This window comes from Bradyrhizobium sp. IC3123, from assembly GCF_020193625.1.
Classification (GTDB): domain Bacteria; phylum Pseudomonadota; class Alphaproteobacteria; order Rhizobiales; family Xanthobacteraceae; genus Bradyrhizobium; species Bradyrhizobium yuanmingense.
The window spans coordinates 264,610-283,130 of sequence record NZ_JADYVF010000005.1 but is presented as its reverse complement, the minus strand read 5'-3'; the positions used below and the strand labels follow the sequence as shown (position 1 = coordinate 283,130).

Annotated in this window: 17 protein-coding genes; 10 read left to right on the top strand and 7 right to left on the bottom strand. The window is 64.5% G+C overall.

Annotated features, from left to right (window positions below; all coding sequences use genetic code 11):
• Positions 1-15 precede the first annotated feature (15 nt).
• The 3 genes from I6F20_RS18860 to I6F20_RS18850 all read left to right on the top strand — a co-directional run bounded on the left by I6F20_RS18860 (position 16) and on the right by I6F20_RS18850 (position 3,846).
• Complete coding sequence (locus I6F20_RS18860) at positions 16-1,197, top strand: amino acid ABC transporter permease (protein ID WP_225127347.1); 1,182 nt, start codon at positions 16-18, stop codon at positions 1,195-1,197.
• A gap of 2 nt (positions 1,198-1,199) precedes the next feature.
• Entirely contained in the window at positions 1,200-2,309 is a 1,110-nt protein-coding gene (locus tag I6F20_RS18855; protein ID WP_225127344.1) for an amino acid ABC transporter permease, read from the top strand.
• A gap of 100 nt (positions 2,310-2,409) precedes the next feature.
• The gene (locus I6F20_RS18850; RefSeq protein ID WP_225174842.1) at positions 2,410-3,846 is read left to right on the top strand and encodes an extracellular catalytic domain type 2 short-chain-length polyhydroxyalkanoate depolymerase; all 1,437 of its coding nucleotides are present in this window, start codon (positions 2,410-2,412) and stop codon (positions 3,844-3,846) included.
• Positions 3,847-3,960: 114 nt separating this feature from the next.
• On the opposite strand, the gene I6F20_RS18845 is transcribed toward I6F20_RS18850, so the two are convergent.
• Both I6F20_RS18845 and I6F20_RS18840 read right to left on the bottom strand, forming a co-directional pair.
• Entirely contained in the window at positions 3,961-5,379 is a 1,419-nt protein-coding gene (locus tag I6F20_RS18845; protein WP_225127340.1) for an amidase, read from the bottom strand.
• Positions 5,380-5,495: 116 nt separating this feature from the next.
• On the bottom strand, positions 5,496-6,272 hold the full coding sequence (locus I6F20_RS18840) for an SDR family oxidoreductase (protein ID WP_036004871.1): 777 nt from the start codon (positions 6,270-6,272) through the stop codon (positions 5,496-5,498).
• 153 nt (positions 6,273-6,425) lie between these two features.
• Between I6F20_RS18840 and I6F20_RS18835 the strand changes: the two genes are divergently transcribed.
• Complete coding sequence (locus I6F20_RS18835) at positions 6,426-7,499, top strand: tartrate dehydrogenase (protein ID WP_036004872.1); 1,074 nt, start codon at positions 6,426-6,428, stop codon at positions 7,497-7,499.
• 247 nt (positions 7,500-7,746) lie between these two features.
• Here I6F20_RS18835 and I6F20_RS18830 read toward each other — a convergent pair whose 3' ends face one another.
• The 5 genes from I6F20_RS18830 to I6F20_RS18810 form a co-directional block, all read right to left on the bottom strand.
• Positions 7,747-8,388 carry a suppressor of fused domain protein gene (locus I6F20_RS18830; protein WP_225127338.1) on the bottom strand — a complete coding sequence of 214 codons (642 nt, stop codon included), beginning with the start codon at positions 8,386-8,388 and terminating at the stop codon, positions 7,747-7,749.
• 164 nt (positions 8,389-8,552) lie between these two features.
• On the bottom strand, positions 8,553-9,626 hold the full coding sequence (locus I6F20_RS18825; protein ID WP_109144483.1) for a malate/lactate/ureidoglycolate dehydrogenase: 1,074 nt from the start codon (positions 9,624-9,626) through the stop codon (positions 8,553-8,555).
• A gap of 11 nt (positions 9,627-9,637) precedes the next feature.
• Positions 9,638-10,549 (bottom strand): NAD(P)-dependent oxidoreductase, encoded by a 912-nt coding sequence (locus tag I6F20_RS18820; protein ID WP_036004881.1) that lies wholly within the window; start codon positions 10,547-10,549, stop codon positions 9,638-9,640.
• A gap of 12 nt (positions 10,550-10,561) precedes the next feature.
• Positions 10,562-11,812 (bottom strand): Zn-dependent hydrolase, encoded by a 1,251-nt coding sequence (locus I6F20_RS18815; RefSeq protein WP_225127336.1) that lies wholly within the window; start codon positions 11,810-11,812, stop codon positions 10,562-10,564.
• A 32-nt stretch (positions 11,813-11,844) separates the two neighbouring features.
• Positions 11,845-12,762, bottom strand: a complete 918-nt coding sequence (locus I6F20_RS18810) for a LysR family transcriptional regulator (RefSeq protein ID WP_036004923.1) — start codon at positions 12,760-12,762, stop codon at positions 11,845-11,847.
• A 120-nt stretch (positions 12,763-12,882) separates the two neighbouring features.
• On the opposite strand from I6F20_RS18810, the gene I6F20_RS18805 reads away from it, so the two are divergent.
• The 6 genes from I6F20_RS18805 (at position 12,883) to I6F20_RS18780 (ending at position 18,484) form a co-directional block, all read left to right on the top strand.
• Positions 12,883-13,698 carry a putative hydro-lyase gene (locus tag I6F20_RS18805; RefSeq protein WP_225127334.1) on the top strand — a complete coding sequence of 272 codons (816 nt, stop codon included), beginning with the start codon at positions 12,883-12,885 and terminating at the stop codon, positions 13,696-13,698.
• 89 nt (positions 13,699-13,787) lie between these two features.
• Entirely contained in the window at positions 13,788-15,032 is a 1,245-nt protein-coding gene (locus tag I6F20_RS18800; RefSeq protein ID WP_036043192.1) for an ABC transporter substrate-binding protein, read from the top strand.
• Between the two features lie 174 nt (positions 15,033-15,206).
• On the top strand, positions 15,207-16,085 hold the full coding sequence (locus I6F20_RS18795) for a branched-chain amino acid ABC transporter permease (RefSeq protein ID WP_036004931.1): 879 nt from the start codon (positions 15,207-15,209) through the stop codon (positions 16,083-16,085).
• Positions 16,085-17,068, top strand: coding sequence for a branched-chain amino acid ABC transporter permease (locus I6F20_RS18790; RefSeq protein WP_036004933.1), 984 nt, complete (start codon positions 16,085-16,087; stop codon positions 17,066-17,068). The genes I6F20_RS18795 and I6F20_RS18790 overlap by 1 nt, the downstream gene beginning before the upstream one ends.
• A complete protein-coding gene (locus I6F20_RS18785; RefSeq protein WP_036025702.1) occupies positions 17,065-17,796 on the top strand; it encodes an ABC transporter ATP-binding protein in 732 nt (243 codons plus the stop codon). The genes I6F20_RS18790 and I6F20_RS18785 overlap by 4 nt, the downstream gene beginning before the upstream one ends.
• Positions 17,780-18,484, top strand: coding sequence for an ABC transporter ATP-binding protein (locus I6F20_RS18780; protein ID WP_036025699.1), 705 nt, complete (start codon positions 17,780-17,782; stop codon positions 18,482-18,484). Before I6F20_RS18785 ends, I6F20_RS18780 begins: the two co-directional genes overlap by 17 nt.
• The last annotated feature ends 37 nt before the right edge of the window (positions 18,485-18,521 follow it).

Below are 18,521 nucleotides of genomic sequence, written 5' to 3'. Positions count from 1 at the left end.
AAGGATTGTTGTGCTGTGACCGCCGATCATCCCAGGCCGCCGCCGCGCCGCCGCTTCGTGCTCGGCCGCAACCAATTGATGGGCCTGTTCTGGCAGGTCCTGGTGGTCGGCATCGCGATCGCAGTGATCGCCTTCCTCTGGTCCAACACCGTCACCAATCTGTCGGCCCGCCGCATTACGACCGGCTTCGCCTTTCTCGGCCGCGAGGCCGGCATGCCGATTGCCGACAGCCTGCTCGCCCACAATCCTGGGGATACCTATCTCTGGGCCTTCGTCGTCGGGCTCGCCAACACCTTGCGCGTCGCCGTGATCGGTATCGTGCTCGCGACGATCCTGGGCACCCTGATCGGGATCTCCAGGCTGTCGGCCAACTGGCTGCTGTCGCGGCTTGCGGCCGTCTACGTCGAAACGCTCCGCGACATCCCGCTGCTGCTCCAGCTACTGTTCTGGTACGTGCTGATGCAGGCGCTGCCGGCTGCACGTGCCGCCTGGCGGCCCGTCGAGGGCATATTCCTGTCCAATCGCGGCCTGATCCTGCCTGCGATCCCGTTCGGTCCGCCGCAGCTCACGGTGCTCGGCACCGCGGTGCTGGGCTGTGCGGTGTTCTTCCTCTTCCGTCGCTGGTTGGTCGCACAGCAGATGCGCGACGGCAAGCCGCGGCCGGCCTGGCCGTCTGCGCTCGGCCTCATCGTCGTGGTGCCGGCGGCGGTCTCGCTGGTGCTCGGCGTGTCCTGGACGGTCGAGTGGCCGCAGCTGCGCGGCTTCAATTTCGTCGGCGGGCTGACGCTCGCGCCGGAATATTTCGCGCTGCTGATCGCACTGGTGACCTACACCTCCGCCTTCATCGCCGAGATCGTGCGCAGCGGCATCCAGTCGGTGCCACGCGGGCAATGGGATGCCGCCAACGCACTCGGCCTGCGTCGCAGCTTCATGCTGCGGCAGATCATCCTGCCGCAGGCGCTGCGCGTCATCGTGCCGCCGATGACGAGCCAGTATCTCAACCTGACCAAGAACTCCTCGCTCGCGGTCGCGATCGGCTACCAGGACGTGGTCTCGATCGCCAACACAACGCTGAACCAGACCGGACAGGCCATCGAAGCCATCGCGCTGATCATGGCGGTGTTCCTGACCATCAGCCTTTCGATCAGCTTCTTCATGAACTGGTACAATGCGCGCATCGCGCTGGTGGAGCGCTAATCATGACCGCGATCACGGACATCCCCGATGCACCCCGGGCCGCTCGCCGACCGCAGCTGGGCAATCCGGTGCTGCACTGGCTGCGCAAGAACCTGTTCTCCTCGATCCCGAATGGGATCATCACCGTCCTGCTAATGGTGCTGCTCGCCAAGGGCATTTTCAGCTCCGTGCAATGGGGCATCGCCAATGCGGTCTGGCTGACGCCCACCAACGATTCCAGCGCCTGTCGCGCCGCGCGTGGCCTCGGCGCCTGCTGGGCCATCGTCCCCGAGAAGTATCGCTTCATCCTGTTCGGCACCTATCCGTTCGACGAGCAGTGGCGGCCGGCACTGTCGGTCGTGCTGTTCATCGCACTGTACTACCTCTCGACCCGCCGCGCGCTGTGGCGGCGCGAGCTGGTCTATCTCTGGATCGGTGCACTGGCGCTGATCAGCGTGCTGATGTGGGGCGGCGTGCTCGGCCTGTCCTTCGTCTCGCAGGACCGCTGGGGCGGCTTGCCCGTGACGCTGATCCTGGCGACGTTCGGCCTCGCTGTCGGCTTTCCGCTCGGTATCCTGGTCGCGCTCGGGCGGCGCTCGACGCTGCCGGCGATCCGCTCGCTCAGCGTGCTCTATGTCGAGCTGATCCGCGGCGTGCCGCTGGTGAGCCTGCTGTTCATGGCGAGCGTGATGTTTCCGCTATTCATGCCGGCCGGATTCAACATCGACAAGCTGCTGCGCGCACAGATCGCGATCATCCTGTTCGCCGGTGCTTACCTCGCCGAAGTGATCCGCGGCGGGCTTCAGGCCGTGCCGCGCGGGCAATATGAAGCCGCCGACGCGCTCGGCCTGTCCTACTGGCGCAAGCACCGGCTGATCATCCTGCCGCAGGCTATCCGTCACGTCATCCCGCCGCTGGTCAACACCTTCATCGCCTTCTTCAAGGACACCAGCCTGGTGCTGATCATCGGCATCTTCGACCTGCTGACGACGGCGAAGACCGCGATCATCGATCCCGCCTGGCAGCAGTTTTCGGTCGAGGTCTACATCTTCGTGGCCGCGATCTACTTCGTCTTCTGTTTCGCGATGTCGCGCTACAGCCGGAGCCTGGAGGCGCCGACAACGCCGAAGTGACGGTTTCTCGTTTGGTGCCGCTTGTTTGCGCTTGCGCCGATTTCCGATCTTGATCTCTAATACCAGAGGTTGCTCCTGCGGTCGACTTGGCGAGGCTGTCATGCGCGTGGCCGTTTTGCGGCAATTCACCGCCGCCCAGATTTGCGTCCTGATCTTCACAACCGCTCTCGGCGTGTCATCGTGCGCCGCGGAGGGGTTGCGGCGCTATCGCGCGCCGATCGGTGAGAGTTCGATTTCGGGAATTTCGTCGGGCGCGTTCATGGCCGTTCAGTTCGGCACGGCATGGTCGTCGGTGATCAAGGGCGTCGGTGTGGTCGCGGGCGGCCCTTACTGGTGCGCAAAGGCGGACGCGTTCGACGCCGTCACCTGGTACTGGGGGCCGATCCGGCGGGCCACGGGTGCATGCATGAAAGGGCCGGCGTCGGATCTGAATCCGAAGGATTTTACGGCAAAGGCCGACGCGAAGGCCGCAGCGGGCGAGATCGACCCTCTCAGCAATGTAGGCAGGCAGAAGATCTATCTCTTTCACGGCTACAATGACGCGATCGTCGACAAGGCCGCGACCGATGCGGCCGCCGATTTCTATCGCCATTATCTGCGGGATGCCAATCGCGGCAACTTGTTCTATCAGGCCACGCTCGGCGCGGGCCACTCGTTCGTCGTGGCGAAGCAGGGCGCACCCGGGCTCAACGAGTGCAAGGCCAACACGGCGCCCTATATCGACCAATGCGGCTATGACCAGGCCGGCGTCATCCTGCAGCATATTTACGGCCGCCTGAATCCGCCCAATGCCGCGCAGCTTGCAGGTTCGGTGAAGAGCTTTGATCAATCGATCTATACCACGCCGCATCTGCCCGACGCGTTGAGCATGGGCGATACCGGCTATGTGTTCGTACCCAGGGATTGCGAGCAGGGCAGTCCGTGTCGAGTCCACGTCGCGCTCCACGGATGCAAGCAGGACGTCGCCGATATCGGACGCAAATTCGTGGATGAGGCCGGCTACAATGAGTGGGCGGACACGAACCGCATGATCATTCTCTATCCGCAGACCAAGACCAGCCCATACTGGCCAAGCAATCCGCAGGCCTGTTGGGATTGGTGGAGTTACGTCAACCATCAGGATAGCTACGTGACGAAGTCCGGATCGCAAATCAAGGCGATCAAGGCGATGCTGGATGCGCTCACGGCCGCTGCCGCGGCGCCCGCCGGCGCGACCGCGCCCTCGCTATCGGCGCCGCAGTCGCTCACGGTGATCGATACGTCGGATAGCGGCGCTGACCTGGCCTGGTCTCCAGGAGACGACGGAACAACCTACCGGGTTTCGCGTGCGGGACCCGATGGTGCGTTCCAATCGGTTGGCGACGTGACAGGCGCGAGCTTTGGGGATTCCGGTCTGACGCCGCAAACAACATATCGATGGCGTGTCTCGGTCATTCTGAACGGGGCGGTGGGCCCGAGCTCCGAGGAGGCGACCGGCACCACGCGATCGACGCCTCCTCGCTGCGCTAATCCCGGCTCCTGCCCGATCGCCAAATAGCGAACCGAGCAACCGTCCCAGCCTGGAGGCGGCCAGCGGGAGGTGAGGTCTCGTGTCCCGGCTCTGCGACGCAGCGCTGGCGCGCTGCCCCTTGTCCGGGACACGAGAGTGAGGCTAGTCCTTCACCTTCGGATCGATCGGCGTCGTACCGCGCAGGCCCAGAATATCCTCCAGCACCTTCGCTCCGGCGATCACCTGCGCGTCGGCGCGCGGCGCGCCGACCACCTGCACGCCGACCGGCAGGCCCGAGGCCGTGAAGCCGCAGGGCAGGGAGAGAGACGGGCAGCAGGCCAGCGTGATGGCGTAGACGATGCCGAGCCACTCGACGTAATTGTCGAACCTCTTGCCGGCGCATTCGGCGACATAGCGATGCTCGATCGGGAAGGGCGGAACGATCGTGGTCGGCGTCAGCAACAGATCGTAGCTCTTGAAGAACTCGACTGCCCGCGCCGTCATGCCGACGCGCTGCGCCTCGGCGCGCGCGAGCTGCTCGACTGTGAGCTTGAGACCCTCCTCGATGTTCCAGATCACCTCGGGCTTGAGCAGGTCGCGCTTGGTGCGCAGCAGATTGGCCTTGGTGATCGCAAAGTCGAAGGCGCGCAGCGCGTGGAAGCATTCATGCGCCTCGCGCCAGTCCGGATGCGCCTCCTCGACGATGGCGCCGGCTTCGGCGAAACGTTCGGCGGCCTTTCGTGTGATCGCCTTCACTTCGGGATCGACCGGGGTGATGCCGAGATCGGGCGAATAGGCGATGCGCCTCGGCCGCTTGCCCGCCTGGGCCGCCGACAGGAACGAGGTTGCGGGAGCCGGCAGCGACAGCGGATCGTCGGCATAGTCGCCGCTCATGGCATCCAGCAGCAGCGCGAGATCCTCGACGTTGCGCGCCATCGGGCCGACCACGCCGAGATTGCGATCGATGCCGGACTTTGGGGTATGCGCGACGCGGCCGATGCTAGGCCGCATGCCGACGACGCCGCAGAAGGCCGCGGGGCTGCGCAAGGATCCGCCCATGTCGGAGCCTTGGGCGAGCCAGGCCATGCCGGTTGCCAGCGCCACCGCCGCGCCGCCGGAGGAGCCCGCGGCCGATTTCGTCGTGTCCCAGGGATTGAGCGTCGCGCCGAACACCTCGTTGAACGTGTTGGCACCGGCCCCGAACTCCGGCGTGTTCGACTTGGCGTAGACGACCGCGCCGTTGGCCTCGAGGTTCTCGACCATGAGGTCAGACTTCGCGGGAATGTTGTCCTTGAAGATCGGCGAGCCCTGCGTATTCAACACACCCGCAACGTCGGTCAGATCCTTGATCGGCACCGGCAGCCCGGCGAGCAGCCCGCGCGCACCGGCCGGCTTCTGCATCAGTGTCTTCGCACTCTCCCGCGCGCGATCGAAGCACAGCGTCGGCAGCGCGTTGACCTTGCCGTCGACCTCCTGGATGCGCGTCTCCACCACGTCCAGGAGCTCGAGCGGCGAGACGTCGCCGGAGCGCAGCTTGTCGACGACGGTGCAGGCGGTTTCGCGGATCAGGTCTTGAGACAACTATCTTACTCCCGTGCTTGTTGTGTCGTCATTGCGAGCGCAGCGAAGCAATCCAGACTGTCACTGCGGCAAGATTCCTGGATTGCTTCGCTGCGCTCGCAATGACGAGAATAGAGTTAACCCCACCCGGCGCTGATGCCGCCGTCGACGGTGTAGATCACGCCCGACGTATAGCCGGCGCGATCCGACGCCAGGAACGCCATGAGGTCGCCGATCTCGCGCGCATGCGCGGGACGGCCGAGCGGCAGGCTCTTCTGGAATTCCTTGTAGCGGCTCTCGTCGCCGAACTGGTGCTTGGCCCGCGTCTTGAGCAGGGTGACGTGGCGGTCGGTGCCGACGGGGCCGGGATTGATGCCGACCACGCGGATGTTGTCGCCCAGGCTCTTGCCGCCGAGCGCCCGTGTGAACGCCATCAGCGCGGCATTGCCGGCGCTGCCGCAGATGTAGTTGGCGTCGAACTTCTCGCCGGCCGCGCCGATGTCGTTGACGATGACGCCGCCGCCCCTGGCTTTCATCTGAGCGTAGACGTAGCGCGTCAGGTTGATATAGCCGAACACCTTCAGTTCCCAGGCGTGCCGCCAGGTCGCCTCGTCGATCTTGTCGATCGAGCCGCCCGGGATGTCGCCGGCATTGTTGACGAGCACGTCGATGTCGGCGGCTTCCTTCGCCAGCCGGGCCACGTCCTCCTCCTTGCGCAGATCGACGATGCTCGTTGTGGCGTCGATCTGGTGCGCGGCGCGCAAACGGTCGGCCAGCGCCTTGAGCTGATCGCCGCTACGCGCCGCGAGGAGGAGATGCGCGCCTTCCTCGGCGAAGGCCTCGGCGGCGGCTGCGCCAATGCCCTTGGACGCGCCGGTGATCAGGACGCGCTTGCCGCGCAGATGCAGATCCATGGGGATACTCGTTCGTGGGAACAGCATCAAATCAGTAGGCGCTTGGCCGCGCCATGGTCAACATTGCAGTGCAGCGTTGCACTGCCGCCGCGTTTGGTCCATTGCAGTGCAGTCAGAAGGCGGCGACTGCCGGACCAACCAAGGACGTTCTCGATGAGCAAGAAACAATACCGGATCGCGGTCATTCCCGGCGACGGCATCGGCAAGGAGGTGATGCCGGAGGGCCTGCGCGTTTTGGAGGCGGCGGCGAAGAAGCACAACGTCTCGCTGCATTTCGACCATTTCGACTTCTCGTCTTACGACTATTACGAGAAGCACGGCCAGATGATGCCCGACGATTGGAAGGAGAAGATCGGCAAGCACGATGCGATCTATTTCGGTGCGGTCGGCTGGCCGGCCAAGATCCCGGACCACGTCTCGCTGTGGGGCTCGCTGATCAAGTTCCGCCGCGAGTTCGACCAGTACGTGAACCTACGCCCGGTGCGGTTGATGCCCGGCGTGCCGTCGCCGCTCGCGGGTCGCAAGCCCGGCGATATCGATTTCTGGGTGGTGCGCGAGAACACCGAAGGCGAATATTCCTCGGTCGGGGGCCGCATGTTCCCGGACACCGACCGCGAGTTCGTGACGCAGCAGACGGTGATGACCCGTACCGGCGTCGACCGCATCCTGAAATTCGCCTTCGAGCTCGCGCAGTCGCGGCCCAAGAAGCACCTGACCTCGGCGACCAAGTCCAACGGCATCTCGATCACCATGCCCTATTGGGACGAGCGCGTGGAGGCGATGGCCAAGAAGTTTCCAGGCGTGAAGTGGGACAAGTACCACATCGACATTCTCACCGCGAACTTCGTGCTGCATCCGGACTGGTTCGACGTCGTGGTCGGCTCCAACCTGTTCGGCGACATCCTCTCCGATCTCGGCCCGGCCTGCACCGGCACCATCGGCATCGCTCCGTCCGGCAACATCAACCCGGAGGGCGATTTCCCATCCGTGTTCGAGCCGGTGCACGGCTCGGCGCCCGACATCGCAGGCCAGGGCATCGCCAACCCGATCGGCATGATCTGGTCCGGCGCGATGATGTTCGAGCATCTCGGCGAGAAGGAAGCCGGCAAGTCGATCGTCGAGGCGATCGAGCGCACGCTCGCCGAACGCACGCTGCGCACCAAGGATCTCGGCGGCAATGCCGACACGACGGCGTGCGGCAAGGCGGTCGCGGATATGGTGGATTAGTTCGCCGCTTCACCCTCTCCCCTTGTGGGAGAGGGTGGCTTCGATGCGAAGCATCGAAGACGGGTGAGGGGTCTGTTTCCGCAGATGCAGACCTATCAGCCGTAAAATTGTTCGCCGAGAGAACCCCTCATCCGGCGCCATAGCCGAAGCTTCGCTTCGGCGTTCTTAGGAACGGCGGCCCAAGGCCGCCTATGCCACCTTCTCCCACAAGGGGAGAAGGGAACGGCAGCAGTGCTTTGGCCTACGACTACACATACGACTTCCGCGACGGATCGAATATCGGCGGATAGTCGTTCTCGTCGAGCAGATCGAGAAACGGATCGAGCCCCCTGGACTTGATCAGCCCGAGCTCCTGATGCGAGATCAGGTTTACGGTCAGGATCTCCACCGGATCGCCCGCAATCTCCAGCGCCTCGGCGATCTCCTTGTCGGGGCCGATGATCGGTGTGAGCAACAGGAACGTCTGGAAGTCCGTTCCTGCAACCGGCGGCCACGGAAGCGCGACGCGATGGCCGAAGCCGAACCAGGTCGTGTCGATGAACGGCAGATTGGCCAGCCAGCGCAGATTGGCGCAAACGTCCTGCGTCGGCTCGCACACGTACCACATCAGCTCGGCCCGGGGCTTCGCGTCGCCGGGGACGCCGTGCATCCGTTGCTCGCTCATGCCGTTGGTGAGAAGGACATAGCCTTCGTCGGAGCCCTCCTGGCAGACCGGGACGAAATCGCGGCCGAAGGCGTGGATGTCGATGCGGCGCTCTGCGTTATCAGTGAATGTGCGCTCGGGCTCGCCAAGCTCGCTCTCGTAGATGGCGAGCCGTTGCCGGTAGAGATCGGATCCGGGTGACGGAAGGTTTGAGCCGGACACGAATTTTGCGAGACGGGAGAGCATGCGAACCTCGGGCGGATGCAATCGGATATCCGCATTGTCGCAAGGTCATGCGGGGCGGTTCAAACCCGTGCCGTGCGCACGTCGACATTTCGCCGCCGTCCAGTCTCTCTTGCGCGATTGGTCATGAGGCGCGAGGCGACGCCGAGGAGCGCGCCTCGCTCCGATCAGCTCGCGATCTTCTCGATCGCCGTCTGTTCCAGCCCGAACTTCTTCCCGGCATCCAGGATCTCCTGCCAGGTGGTTGGGTCGACCGGGATGCCCTCGGCGAGACGTTTCTTCTTGATCTCGCGCTCCGGCTCGCCCGCGATTCTGACCTTGTCGACGCCGGGGGCAGGCGGCGAGCCGGTGTGCCAGCTCACGAAGCTCTCAACTTCGCGTGCAAGGTTCTCGCCGGTGCCGAGCTTGCCCGGATCGATGACGATCGAGAGCATGCCGTTAAGGACGTTGTGCTTGCCGTCGGACGAGCCCTTGACCACCTGGCCGCCGGAGAGCGCGCCGCCGAGGATCTCGCACACCAGCGCAAGGCCCGAGCCCTTGTGCTCGCCGAACGGGAGGATGGCACCGTAGGGCGGAATCACGGTGTAGCGCGGATTGATCGTGGGCTTGCCCTCGTGATCAATGATGGTGCCGACCTCGAGCTCGACGCCCTTGTTATGGGCAACACGGGTCTTGCCCTGCGCGATCCTGCTGGTGGCGAAGTCGAGCACGATCGGATCCTTGCCGGCGCGCGGGATGCCGACGCAGAACGGATTGGTGCCGTGGCGTGCGTCGCTGCCGCCCCAGGGCGCCACGATCGGTCGCGAGATCACGTTGACGAAGTGGATCGAGACCAGCCCGTGGTCGATGCACTGCTCGGCCCAGTGGCCGATGCGGCCGATGTGATGCGAATTTGAGAGGCCGACAAGGCAAACACCGTTCTTCTTTGCGCGCTCGGCCGCGAGCTCCATCGCTTCATGGCCGATCACCTGGCCGTAGCCGGTGAGGCCGTCGAGGGTGAGAAGCGGGCCGGTGTCGAGCACGATCTTGACGTGCGAGTTCACGGCGAGGCCGCCATTGGTGACGCTCTGGACGTAGCGCGGAATCATGCCGACGCCGTGCGAGTCGTGTCCCTTCAGATTGGCTTCGACGAGATTGGTGGCCACGAGCTCGGCCTCGCGGTCCGAGGAGCCGCCGGCCCTGACGATGGCATGGATGGCCTTGGTGAGCGACTCTGCCTTGATGATGCGATAGTCGGCCATTGTTGTTGCTCTTATCCCTTCACGATCCGGCGGCAATGGACCAACGCCGCTTCAATCAGGTTCTCGCTCGCCTCCGGTGTGCGGAAGGCCGAATGCGCCGACAACGTCACGTTCGGCAGCTTCGTCAGCGGATGATCGCCGGGCAGCGGCTCGATGTTGAAGACATCAAGGCCGGCGTGGCGGATATGGCCGGACTTCAGCGCCTCGATCATGGCGGCCTCGTCGACAACAGCGGCGCGGGCGGTGTTGATGAGAATGACGCCGCGTTTCATAGCAAGGATCTTCTCGCGCGTGATCATGCCGCGCGTCTCGTCGTTGAGCAGCAGGTGCAGCGACACCACGTCGCTTCTCGCCAGCACGCTGTCGAGATCGGTAAATTCGACCCCGGGATAGCTCTTCGGCGAACGGTTCCAGGCGATCACCTTCATGCCGCTGCCGGACGCGATGCGCGCGACCTCCGCGGCGATGCCGCCGAAGCCGATCAGGCCGAGCGTCTTGCCGGTGAGCTGCATGCCGTCCTCCCGCAGCCAGTTCCCGGCGCGCATCTCGCGGTCCATCATCGCAATGACGCGGGCCGACGCCCACATCAGCGCGATCGCGGATTCCGCAACCGCCGTGTCGCCGTAGCCCTTGATCAGATGCACGGAGATGCCGAGCTCGGCGAGCTCTTCCGGATTCATGTAGCTGCGCGCGCCGGTACCGAGGAACACGACGTGCTTCAGCCCGGTGCATTTCTTCGCGACTTCGGTCGGCAGTGCGGTGTGGTCGACGATCGCGATCTCGGCGCCGTCGAGAATATCAGGATATTGCTCGGGCGTGATGTCGGGATTCCTGTTGATCCGCACCTTGGGATCACCAGGCTTCCCCAGCCGCTCCATGATCACGGCCAGCGATTCATTGGCGTCGACGAAAACTCCGCGCATGGTTCTCTCCGCTCAGGATGCGACGCCGGCGACTGCCAGCACGGTATGCATGAGGACGTTGGTGCCCGCGGCGCAGTCGCCCTGCGTCGCATCCTCCAGCTCGTTGTGGCTGATGCCGTCCTTGCAGGGCACGAACACCATCGCCGCCGGCATGATCGTGTTGAGGTTGCAGGCGTCGTGGCCGGCGCCGGAGGTGATGCGGCGCGAGGAATAGCCGAGCGTCTTAGCGGCGTTCTCGACGGCAGCAATCAGCTTCGGATCGAAATGCGTCGGCGGCTTGCGCCATACCAGATCGATCTTGACCTCGACCTTGCGGCGCGCGGCGATCTCGGCGATTGCCGCCCGCAGATCGCGGTCGAGCGCATCCATGATGGCGCCATCGGCACTGCGGCAGTCCATGGTGAAGGCGATCTCGCCGGGAATGACGTTACGCGAGGGATTGGCGATGACGGCCTCGCCGATGGTGCCGACGGCGTTCGGTCCGTGCTTCCTCGCAATCGACTCCATCGCCAGCACGATTTCGGACAAGGTCGCCAGCGCATCGCGCCGCAGCGGCATCGGCGTGGAGCCCGCATGGCTCTCGAAGCCGGAGATCTTGCCGTCGTACCAGAGCACGCCCTGGCCGGAATCGACCACGCCGATGGTCTTGCCTTCGGCTTCCAGGATCGGCCCCTGCTCGATGTGCAGCTCGACGAAGCAGCCGAGCTTCTGGAAGCCGACCGGCTTGTCGCCGCGATAGCCGATGCCGTCGAGCGCCTGGCCGACGGTGGTGCCCTCGGCGTCCTTGCGCGACAAAATGTCGTCTGTGGTGAAGTCGCCGACATAGGCGGCGGAAGCCATCATCGCCGGTGCGAAGCGCGAGCCTTCCTCGTTGGTCCAGTTCACGACGCAGATTGGCGCCTCGGTCTCGATGCCGGCATCGTTCAGCGTGCGGATCACCTCCAGCGCGCCGAGCGTTCCCAGGATGCCGTCATACTTGCCGCCGGTCGGCTGGGTGTCGAGGTGCGAGCCGATGCCGACGGGCAGCTTCGACATGTCGCGGCCCTTGCGCAGGCCGAACTGTGATCCGAGCGCGTCGACGTGGACTTCCAGTCCGGCATCCTCGCAGGCCTTGCGGAACCAATCGCGCACCTGCTTGTCTTCACGGCTCAACGTCAGCCGCCGCACGCCGCCTTTGGCCGTCGCGCCGAATTGCGCGGTCTCGTGGATGGAGCCCCACAGGCGGGCGGAATCGATTTGCAGGTTGGTCGCGGCTCGGCTCATGCGGTCGTTCTCTCTTTTGTCCGGCGCCTTTTTCAATGACGCGCCTGTGCGGGCGCGTCAACCGCGAGGCTGCTCTGCGCAATTTGCCGTGCAAGCTCGGCGACGCGCTCCACGGCGACGACATCAGGCGAGGCCAGCCAGCTCGCGGTGAAGGTCAGCGGCGCGATGGAAAGATCGGTGTCGAGCAGCTGCAGCCGTCCGTCGGCGAGTTCGTTCTCGACGATGGCGTCGGGGATCACGGCGATGCCAAGGCCCTCGACCGCCATGTGGATAACGGTCGCCAGCGAAGCGGACGCATGCAGGCGGATCGGCGGCAGCTCCGGCCGGTCGAACACCTCGCGCACGACCTCGTAGGGCTTGGTCTTGCGCGGGAAGGTGATGATCGGAAACCGCGCGAGGTCCGCCGGCGTCACCGGGCCCTTGCCGAGCCCGAGCGACGGACTTGCGAGGAAGCCGATCGGATAATCGGCGAGCACGCGGTTGTGCACGCCGGAGGCGGACAGCGGTCCGACCACGAAGGCGAGCTCGATCTCCTGTGCGAGAAGGCGCGCGGTGAGGTTCGGCGTGATATCGACCTCGATCTCCAGCGACAGGTTCGGATAGACCTCGTTGACGCTCTTGACGAGCCGCGGCAGCCAAGTGTGCACGATGGTCTCGGCGACGCCGAGCCGCATCACGCCGCGCATCGCGGAAGCATCGCCGATCTCCGCCATCATCGCAGCGCGCAGGCCGATCAGCTTCTCCGCGTAGACCATCATCTGTCGGCCGCTCGGGGTCGGGGAGGCGATGCGATGATCGCGGTTCAGGAGCTTCACGCCCATCTCGCGCTCGAGCTGGGCGATGCGCTGGGAGATCGCCGGCTGGGTGGTGTTGAGGCGTTGCGCGGCGCCACGAAAGCTGCCGAGCTTCACGACCCATAGGAATGTCTCGATCGACCTGAAGTCCAGCATTGGAAGGATTTTCCAAATCGATAAATCAGATTTATCGAGATTGATTAGAAACGAAGATTAGACTTTATAGCACGCTTGGTGTTGGCTTGTCTTTGTCGAGTTTATAGGCAGGTCGATCACATGACTGTTTTGGTGGCAGCGCAGCAAACTGAAACACCAGACGCCCTCCCGAGCCGCAAGGCCCGGCTCGCCTACCGCGAGGGGCTGGTCGCATCCACCGCCGGCGCCGCCCCCGGATATGTCCAGGGCAATCTGGCGATCCTGCCGGCGGAATATGCCGGTGCGTTCCACCGCTTCTGCCAGCTCAATCCCAAGCCGTGCCCGATCATCGGCATGTCCGATGTCGGCAGCCCTTACATCCCCTCGCTCGGCGCCGATCTCGACATCCGCACCGACGTTCCGCGCTACCGCGTCTGGCGCGACGGCGAGGTCGTGGACGAGCCCACCGACGTGAAGAGCTACTGGCGCGACGATCTCGTCACCTTCGTGCTCGGCTGCTCGTTCTCGTTCGAGGAGGCGTTGCTCGAGGAGGGCATGCCGATCCGCCACATCGAGAAGAACGTGCGCGTGCCGATGTACCGCACCAACATCGCCTGCGGTGTATCAGGTCCGTTCGCCGGTCCCATGGTGGTGTCGATGCGTCCGTTCAAACCGGCCGATGCGATCCGCGCGGTGCAGATCACCTCGCGCTATCCGGCCGTGCACGGCGCGCCCGTGCATCTCGGCCATCCGCATCTGATCGGCATCAAGGATATCGCCAAGCCCGACTACGGCGATCCGGTGCCGGTCGCCGACAACGAGATCCCGGTGTTCTGGGCCTGCGGGGTGACGCCGCAATCGGTCATCAACGCCGCGAAACTGCCGTTCGCGATCACGCATTCGCCCGGCCTGATGCTGGTGACCGATCTCAAGAACAGAAACATGGCCGTGATTTAGTGGGCAGCGTCTGCTGCTTCTTCGGGCTTTACCGCATCCACCAATCGCTTCATTCGATCAGCCGAAATTCAGTAACAGGGGACTTTGCCATGACGATCACTCGCCGCGACGTGTTGTTGGGGGCCACCGCCACTGCCGCCCTAGTGCCGCTGGCAGCGCGCGCACAGAGCTCGGAAGTCGTGATCGGCGTGATCTATCCCTTCTCCGGCGGCAGCGCGCAGCAGGGCGTCGACGCGCAGAAGGCCTATGAGACCGCGCTCGAAGTCATCAACAAGGATAGCGATTTCGACCTGCCGCTGGCAAAGGGCGAAGGCCTGCCGGGCCTCGGCGGTGCCAAGATCCGTCTCGTGTTCGCCGACCATCAGGCCGATCCGCAGAAGGGCCGCGCCGAGGCCGAGCGCCTGATCACGCAGGAGAAGGTCTGCGCCGTCATCGGCACTTACCAGAGCGCGGTGGCCGTCACCGTCAGCCAGATCTGCGAGCGCTATCAGGTCCCGTTCCTGTCCGCCGACAATTCCTCGCCGAGCCTGCACCGCCGCGGCCTGAAATATTACTTCCGCGCCTCGCCGCACGACGAGATGTACTCGGCTGCGATGTTCGACTTCTTCGACGCCATGAAGAAGAAGGGCACCAAGATCGAGACGCTGTCGCTGTTCCACGAGGACACCATCTTCGGCACCGATTCCGGCAATGCCCAGACCAAGATCGCCGGCGAGCGCGCCTATAAGATCGTCACCGACATCAAGTATCGCGCCAACTCGCCCTCGCTCTCTGCCGAGGTGCAGCAGCTCAAGACCGCCAATGCCGACGTGCTGATGCCGTCGAGCTACACCACCGACGGCATCCTCCTGGTCAAGACCATGGCCGAGCTCGGCTACAAGCCGAATGCGATCGTGGCGCAGGACGCCGGCTTCTCCGAGAAGGCGCTCTACGATGCCGTCGGCGACAAGCTCGAAGGCGTGATCTCGCGCGGCACCTTCTCGCTCGACCTCGCGCAGAAGCGGCCGATGGTCGGCAAGATCAACGAGATGTTCAAGGCCAGGTCCGGCAAGGATTTCAACGACCTCACCTCGCGGCAGTTCATGGGCCTGATCATCCTCGCCGACGCCATCAGCCGCGCCAAGTCGACCGACGGCGAGAAGATCCGCGACGCGCTGGCCGCGACCGACATCCCGGGCGAGAAGACCATCATGCCCTGGAAGCGCGTCAAGTTCGACGAGATGGGCCAGAACAACGACGCCGATCCGGTGCTACTGCAATATGTCGGCGGCAAGTTCGTCACCATCTTCCCGCCGCAGGCCGCGATCGCCGAGGCGATCTGGCCGATGAAGTAAGCGCTGCGGGGGCAGCGGAGCAGGCGGGGTGGGAAGCAAGCTGCTCCCACACCGTCATTGCGAGGAGCGAAGCGACGAAGCAATCCAGACTGCTTCCTTCGAAACATTCCTGGATTGCTTCGCTTCGCTCGCAATGACGAAGCCTGTCGTGACGTTTCGAACGGGGGACCAGAGTTGACAGCCCAAGCCATTATCCAGAGTCTCGCGAGCGGCCTCCTGATGGGCCTGCTCTACGGATTGATCGCGGTCGGCCTCGCGCTGATCTTCGGCCTGATGGACGTCACGAACTTCGCCCATGGCGAATTCCTGATGATCGCGATGTATCTGTCTTTCTTCCTGTTCGCGTTCTTCGCCATCGATCCGCTGTTGTCGGCCCCGTTGGTCGCCGCGGCACTCTTCATATTCGGAGCGGTCGTCTACCTGCTCCTTGTACGTTTCGCCATGCGGGCCAAGGCCAACGCCGGCATGGTGCAGATCTTCACCACCTTCGGCCTCGCCATCGTCATGCGCGGCCTTGCGCAGTATTTCTTCACGCCGGACTATCGCAGCATCCCACAATCCTGGCTCGGCGGCAAAACCATCTCGGTCGGCGGAATCTTTCTGCCGGAGCCGCAACTGGTCGGCGCGCTGGTCTCGATCGCCGCTTTTGCAGGTCTCTACTTCTTCATCCACCGAACCGATTTCGGCCGCGCGATCGAAGCGACCCGCGAGGATCCCGGTGCAGTCGCGCTTGTCGGCATCGACAAGAACCGCGTGTTTGCATTCGGCTGGGGGCTCGGCGCCGCGCTGGTTGGTCTCGCCGGCGCGATCATGGCGGTGTTCTTCTACATCTATCCCGACGTCGGCGCGTCCTTTGCGCTGATCGCCTATGTCACGGTGGCGCTCGGCGGCTTCGGCAGCGTGTTCGGCGCCTTCGCCGGTGGCATCATCGTCGGTCTCGTCGAAGCGGTCACCGCGCTGGTGCTGCCGCCGTCGCTGAAATCGGTCGGCATTTACTCGGTCTATCTGCTGGTCGTCTTCATCCGGCCGCGCGGCCTGTTCGGATCGATGTGATGGACAAGGATTTTGCAGCGCGGCGCCGCCGCGACCTCATCATCGCCGCAGCGCTCGCTACCATTGCCGCGCTGACGCCGTTGTTCGTGAAGGACGTCGTCGTCCAGAACATCCTGATCCTGACACTGATGTATGCGGGATTGTCGCAGAGCTGGAATATCCTGTCCGGCTATTGCGGGCAGATCTCGCTCGGCCACGCGCTGTATTTCGGCCTCGGGGCCTATACCACCGAGCTGCTGTTCACGAAGTTCGGCGTGCTGCCCTGGTTCGGCATGCTGGCGGGCGGGGTGGTGTCGGCGCTGATCGCGATGGGGCTCGGCTATCCCTTCTTCCGCCTCCGCGGCCATTACTTCGTGATCGCCACCATCGTCATCGCCGAAATCGGCTTGCTTCTGTTCCACAACTGGGAATGGGCAGGCGCTGCGATGGGTATCACCATTCCGATCCGCGGCGACAGCTGGCTGAAATTCCAGTTTCTGCGCACCAAGCTGCCCTACTTCTATTTCGCGCTGGCGCTGTGCTGCCTCGCCTGGTTCGTGACATGGTGGCTGGAAAACTCCAAGTGGGGATTTTGGTGGCGCGCCGTCAAGGACAACCCGGAGGCGGCCGAGAGCCTCGGTGTCGACGTGTTCAATTCCAAGATGGGTGCGGCCGCGGTCTCCGCCTTCCTTGTCGCCGTGGGCGGCAGCTTCTACGCCCAGTTCGTCTCCTACATCGATCCGGAAAGCGTCATGGGCTTTCAGTTCTCGCTGCTGATGGCGCTACCGGCCGTGCTCGGCGGCATCGGCACCCTGTGGGGGCCGGTGTTAGGGGCGGCCATCCTGATCCCGCTGACTGAGCTGACGCGCTTCAAGTTCGGCGGCTCGGGGCGGGGTGTCGACCTCATTGTCTACGGCACGCTGATCGTTCTGATCTCGCTGGCCCTGCCGCGCGGCCTGCTGAGCCTGTTTTCACGCCCGAAGAAGACGGGAGCTGCCCGATGAGCGCGCTGCTCGAAACCCGCGGCGTCTGGCAGCGCTTCGGCGGCCTCGTCGCCAACAGCGACGTCTCGATCTCGGTCGGCCGCGGCGAGATCGTCGGCCTGATCGGCCCGAACGGCGCCGGCAAGTCGACGCTGTTCAATCTGATCGCCGGCGTGCTGCCGCCGACGCAAGGCTCGATTTGGTTCGACGGCGAGGACGTCACCCGCATGCCGGCGGCGATGCGCTGCCGGCGGGGCATCGGCCGCACCTTTCAGGTCGTGAAGAGCTTCGAGACCATGACGGTCATAGACAACGTCATCGTCGGTGCCCTCGTGCGTACCACCGTGATGCGCGAGGCGCGCCGCAAGGCGCATGAAGTGCTGGAGTTCACCGGCCTTGCCGCGCGCGCCGACGTGCTCGCGAGCGACCTCGTGCCGGCCGAGAAGCGCCGGCTCGAAGTCGCCCGTGCGCTCGCGACCGAGCCGAAACTGCTGCTGCTCGACGAAGTCCTCACCGGTCTCACGCCGACCGAAGCGCAGACCGGCGTGGCGCTGGTGCGCAAGGTGCGCGATGCCGGCATCACCGTGCTGATGGTTGAGCATGTCATGGAGATCGTGATGCCGCTGGTCGATCGCGCCATCGTGCTCGACCTCGGCAAGGTGCTGGTCGAGGGCAAGCCCGCCGACGTCGTGCGCGATCCCAAGGTGATCAAGGCATATCTGGGAGATCGTCATGCTGTCGGTGCGTGAAGTCACCACCGCCTATCAGGGCCTGGTCGCGATCTCCGCGGTCTCGATCGAGGTCCAGAAGGGCGAGATCGTCTGCGTCGCCGGCGCCAACGGCGCAGGCAAGTCGACGCTGCTGAAATCCATCGCCGGCGCCGAGCGTCCGCGTTCCGGCACGGTGACGTTCGACGGCAAGCGCCTCGACGGCATGGCGCAGCATCACATCACGGCCACCGGCATCGCCTATGTGCCGGAAAACCGCCGCCTATTTCCGCGTCTGTCGGTGCGCGACAACCTTCGCCTCGGCAGCTATCTCTACAGGGGCGAAGCGAACCGCGAAGAGCCGCTCGATCTCGTCTTCAAGCTGTTTCCGCGCCTTCAGGAGCGCCTGGAGCAGCGCGCCGAGACGCTCTCCGGCGGCGAGCAGCAGATGCTCGCGATCGGCCGAGCGCTTATGACCCGCCCGCGGCTGTTGATGCTGGATGAGCCGTCGCAGGGCATCATGCCGAAGCTGGTCGACGAGATCTTTCAGGCCGTGAAGCTCATCCGTGACTCCGGCATGACCGTCCTAATCGTCGAGCAGCGCATGGCCGAGTGTCTCGAAATCGCTGACCGCGCCTACATCCTGCAGACCGGCCGCGTGCTGATGCAGGGCTCGGCGGCGGAGATCAAAGGCAATCCGGATGTGCGGAAGGCGTATCTGGGGCTGTAGCTCCGAGCGTGCTACCGTAGCCCGGATGAGCGCAGCG

Bases quoted from the DNA above. Each gene is read 5' to 3' on its own strand.
- I6F20_RS18855 (WP_225127344.1), top strand. From the start codon at position 1,200: ATGACCGCGATCACGGACATCCCCGATGCACCCCGGGCCGCTCGCCGA.
- I6F20_RS18780 (WP_036025699.1), top strand. From the start codon at position 17,780: ATGCTGTCGGTGCGTGAAGTCACCACCGCCTATCAGGGCCTGGTCGCG.
- I6F20_RS18815 (WP_225127336.1), bottom strand. From the start codon at position 11,812: ATGAGCCGAGCCGCGACCAACCTGCAAATCGATTCCGCCCGCCTGTGG.
- I6F20_RS18800 (WP_036043192.1), top strand. From the start codon at position 13,788: ATGACGATCACTCGCCGCGACGTGTTGTTGGGGGCCACCGCCACTGCC.
- I6F20_RS18810 (WP_036004923.1), bottom strand. From the start codon at position 12,762: ATGCTGGACTTCAGGTCGATCGAGACATTCCTATGGGTCGTGAAGCTC.
- I6F20_RS18785 (WP_036025702.1), top strand. From the start codon at position 17,065: ATGAGCGCGCTGCTCGAAACCCGCGGCGTCTGGCAGCGCTTCGGCGGC.
- I6F20_RS18790 (WP_036004933.1), top strand. From the start codon at position 16,085: ATGGACAAGGATTTTGCAGCGCGGCGCCGCCGCGACCTCATCATCGCC.
- I6F20_RS18830 (WP_225127338.1), bottom strand. From the start codon at position 8,388: ATGCTCTCCCGTCTCGCAAAATTCGTGTCCGGCTCAAACCTTCCGTCA.
- I6F20_RS18840 (WP_036004871.1), bottom strand. From the start codon at position 6,272: ATGGATCTGCATCTGCGCGGCAAGCGCGTCCTGATCACCGGCGCGTCC.
- I6F20_RS18805 (WP_225127334.1), top strand. From the start codon at position 12,883: ATGACTGTTTTGGTGGCAGCGCAGCAAACTGAAACACCAGACGCCCTC.
- I6F20_RS18850 (WP_225174842.1), top strand. From the start codon at position 2,410: ATGCGCGTGGCCGTTTTGCGGCAATTCACCGCCGCCCAGATTTGCGTC.
- I6F20_RS18835 (WP_036004872.1), top strand. From the start codon at position 6,426: ATGAGCAAGAAACAATACCGGATCGCGGTCATTCCCGGCGACGGCATC.
- I6F20_RS18825 (WP_109144483.1), bottom strand. From the start codon at position 9,626: ATGGCCGACTATCGCATCATCAAGGCAGAGTCGCTCACCAAGGCCATC.
- I6F20_RS18820 (WP_036004881.1), bottom strand. From the start codon at position 10,549: ATGCGCGGAGTTTTCGTCGACGCCAATGAATCGCTGGCCGTGATCATG.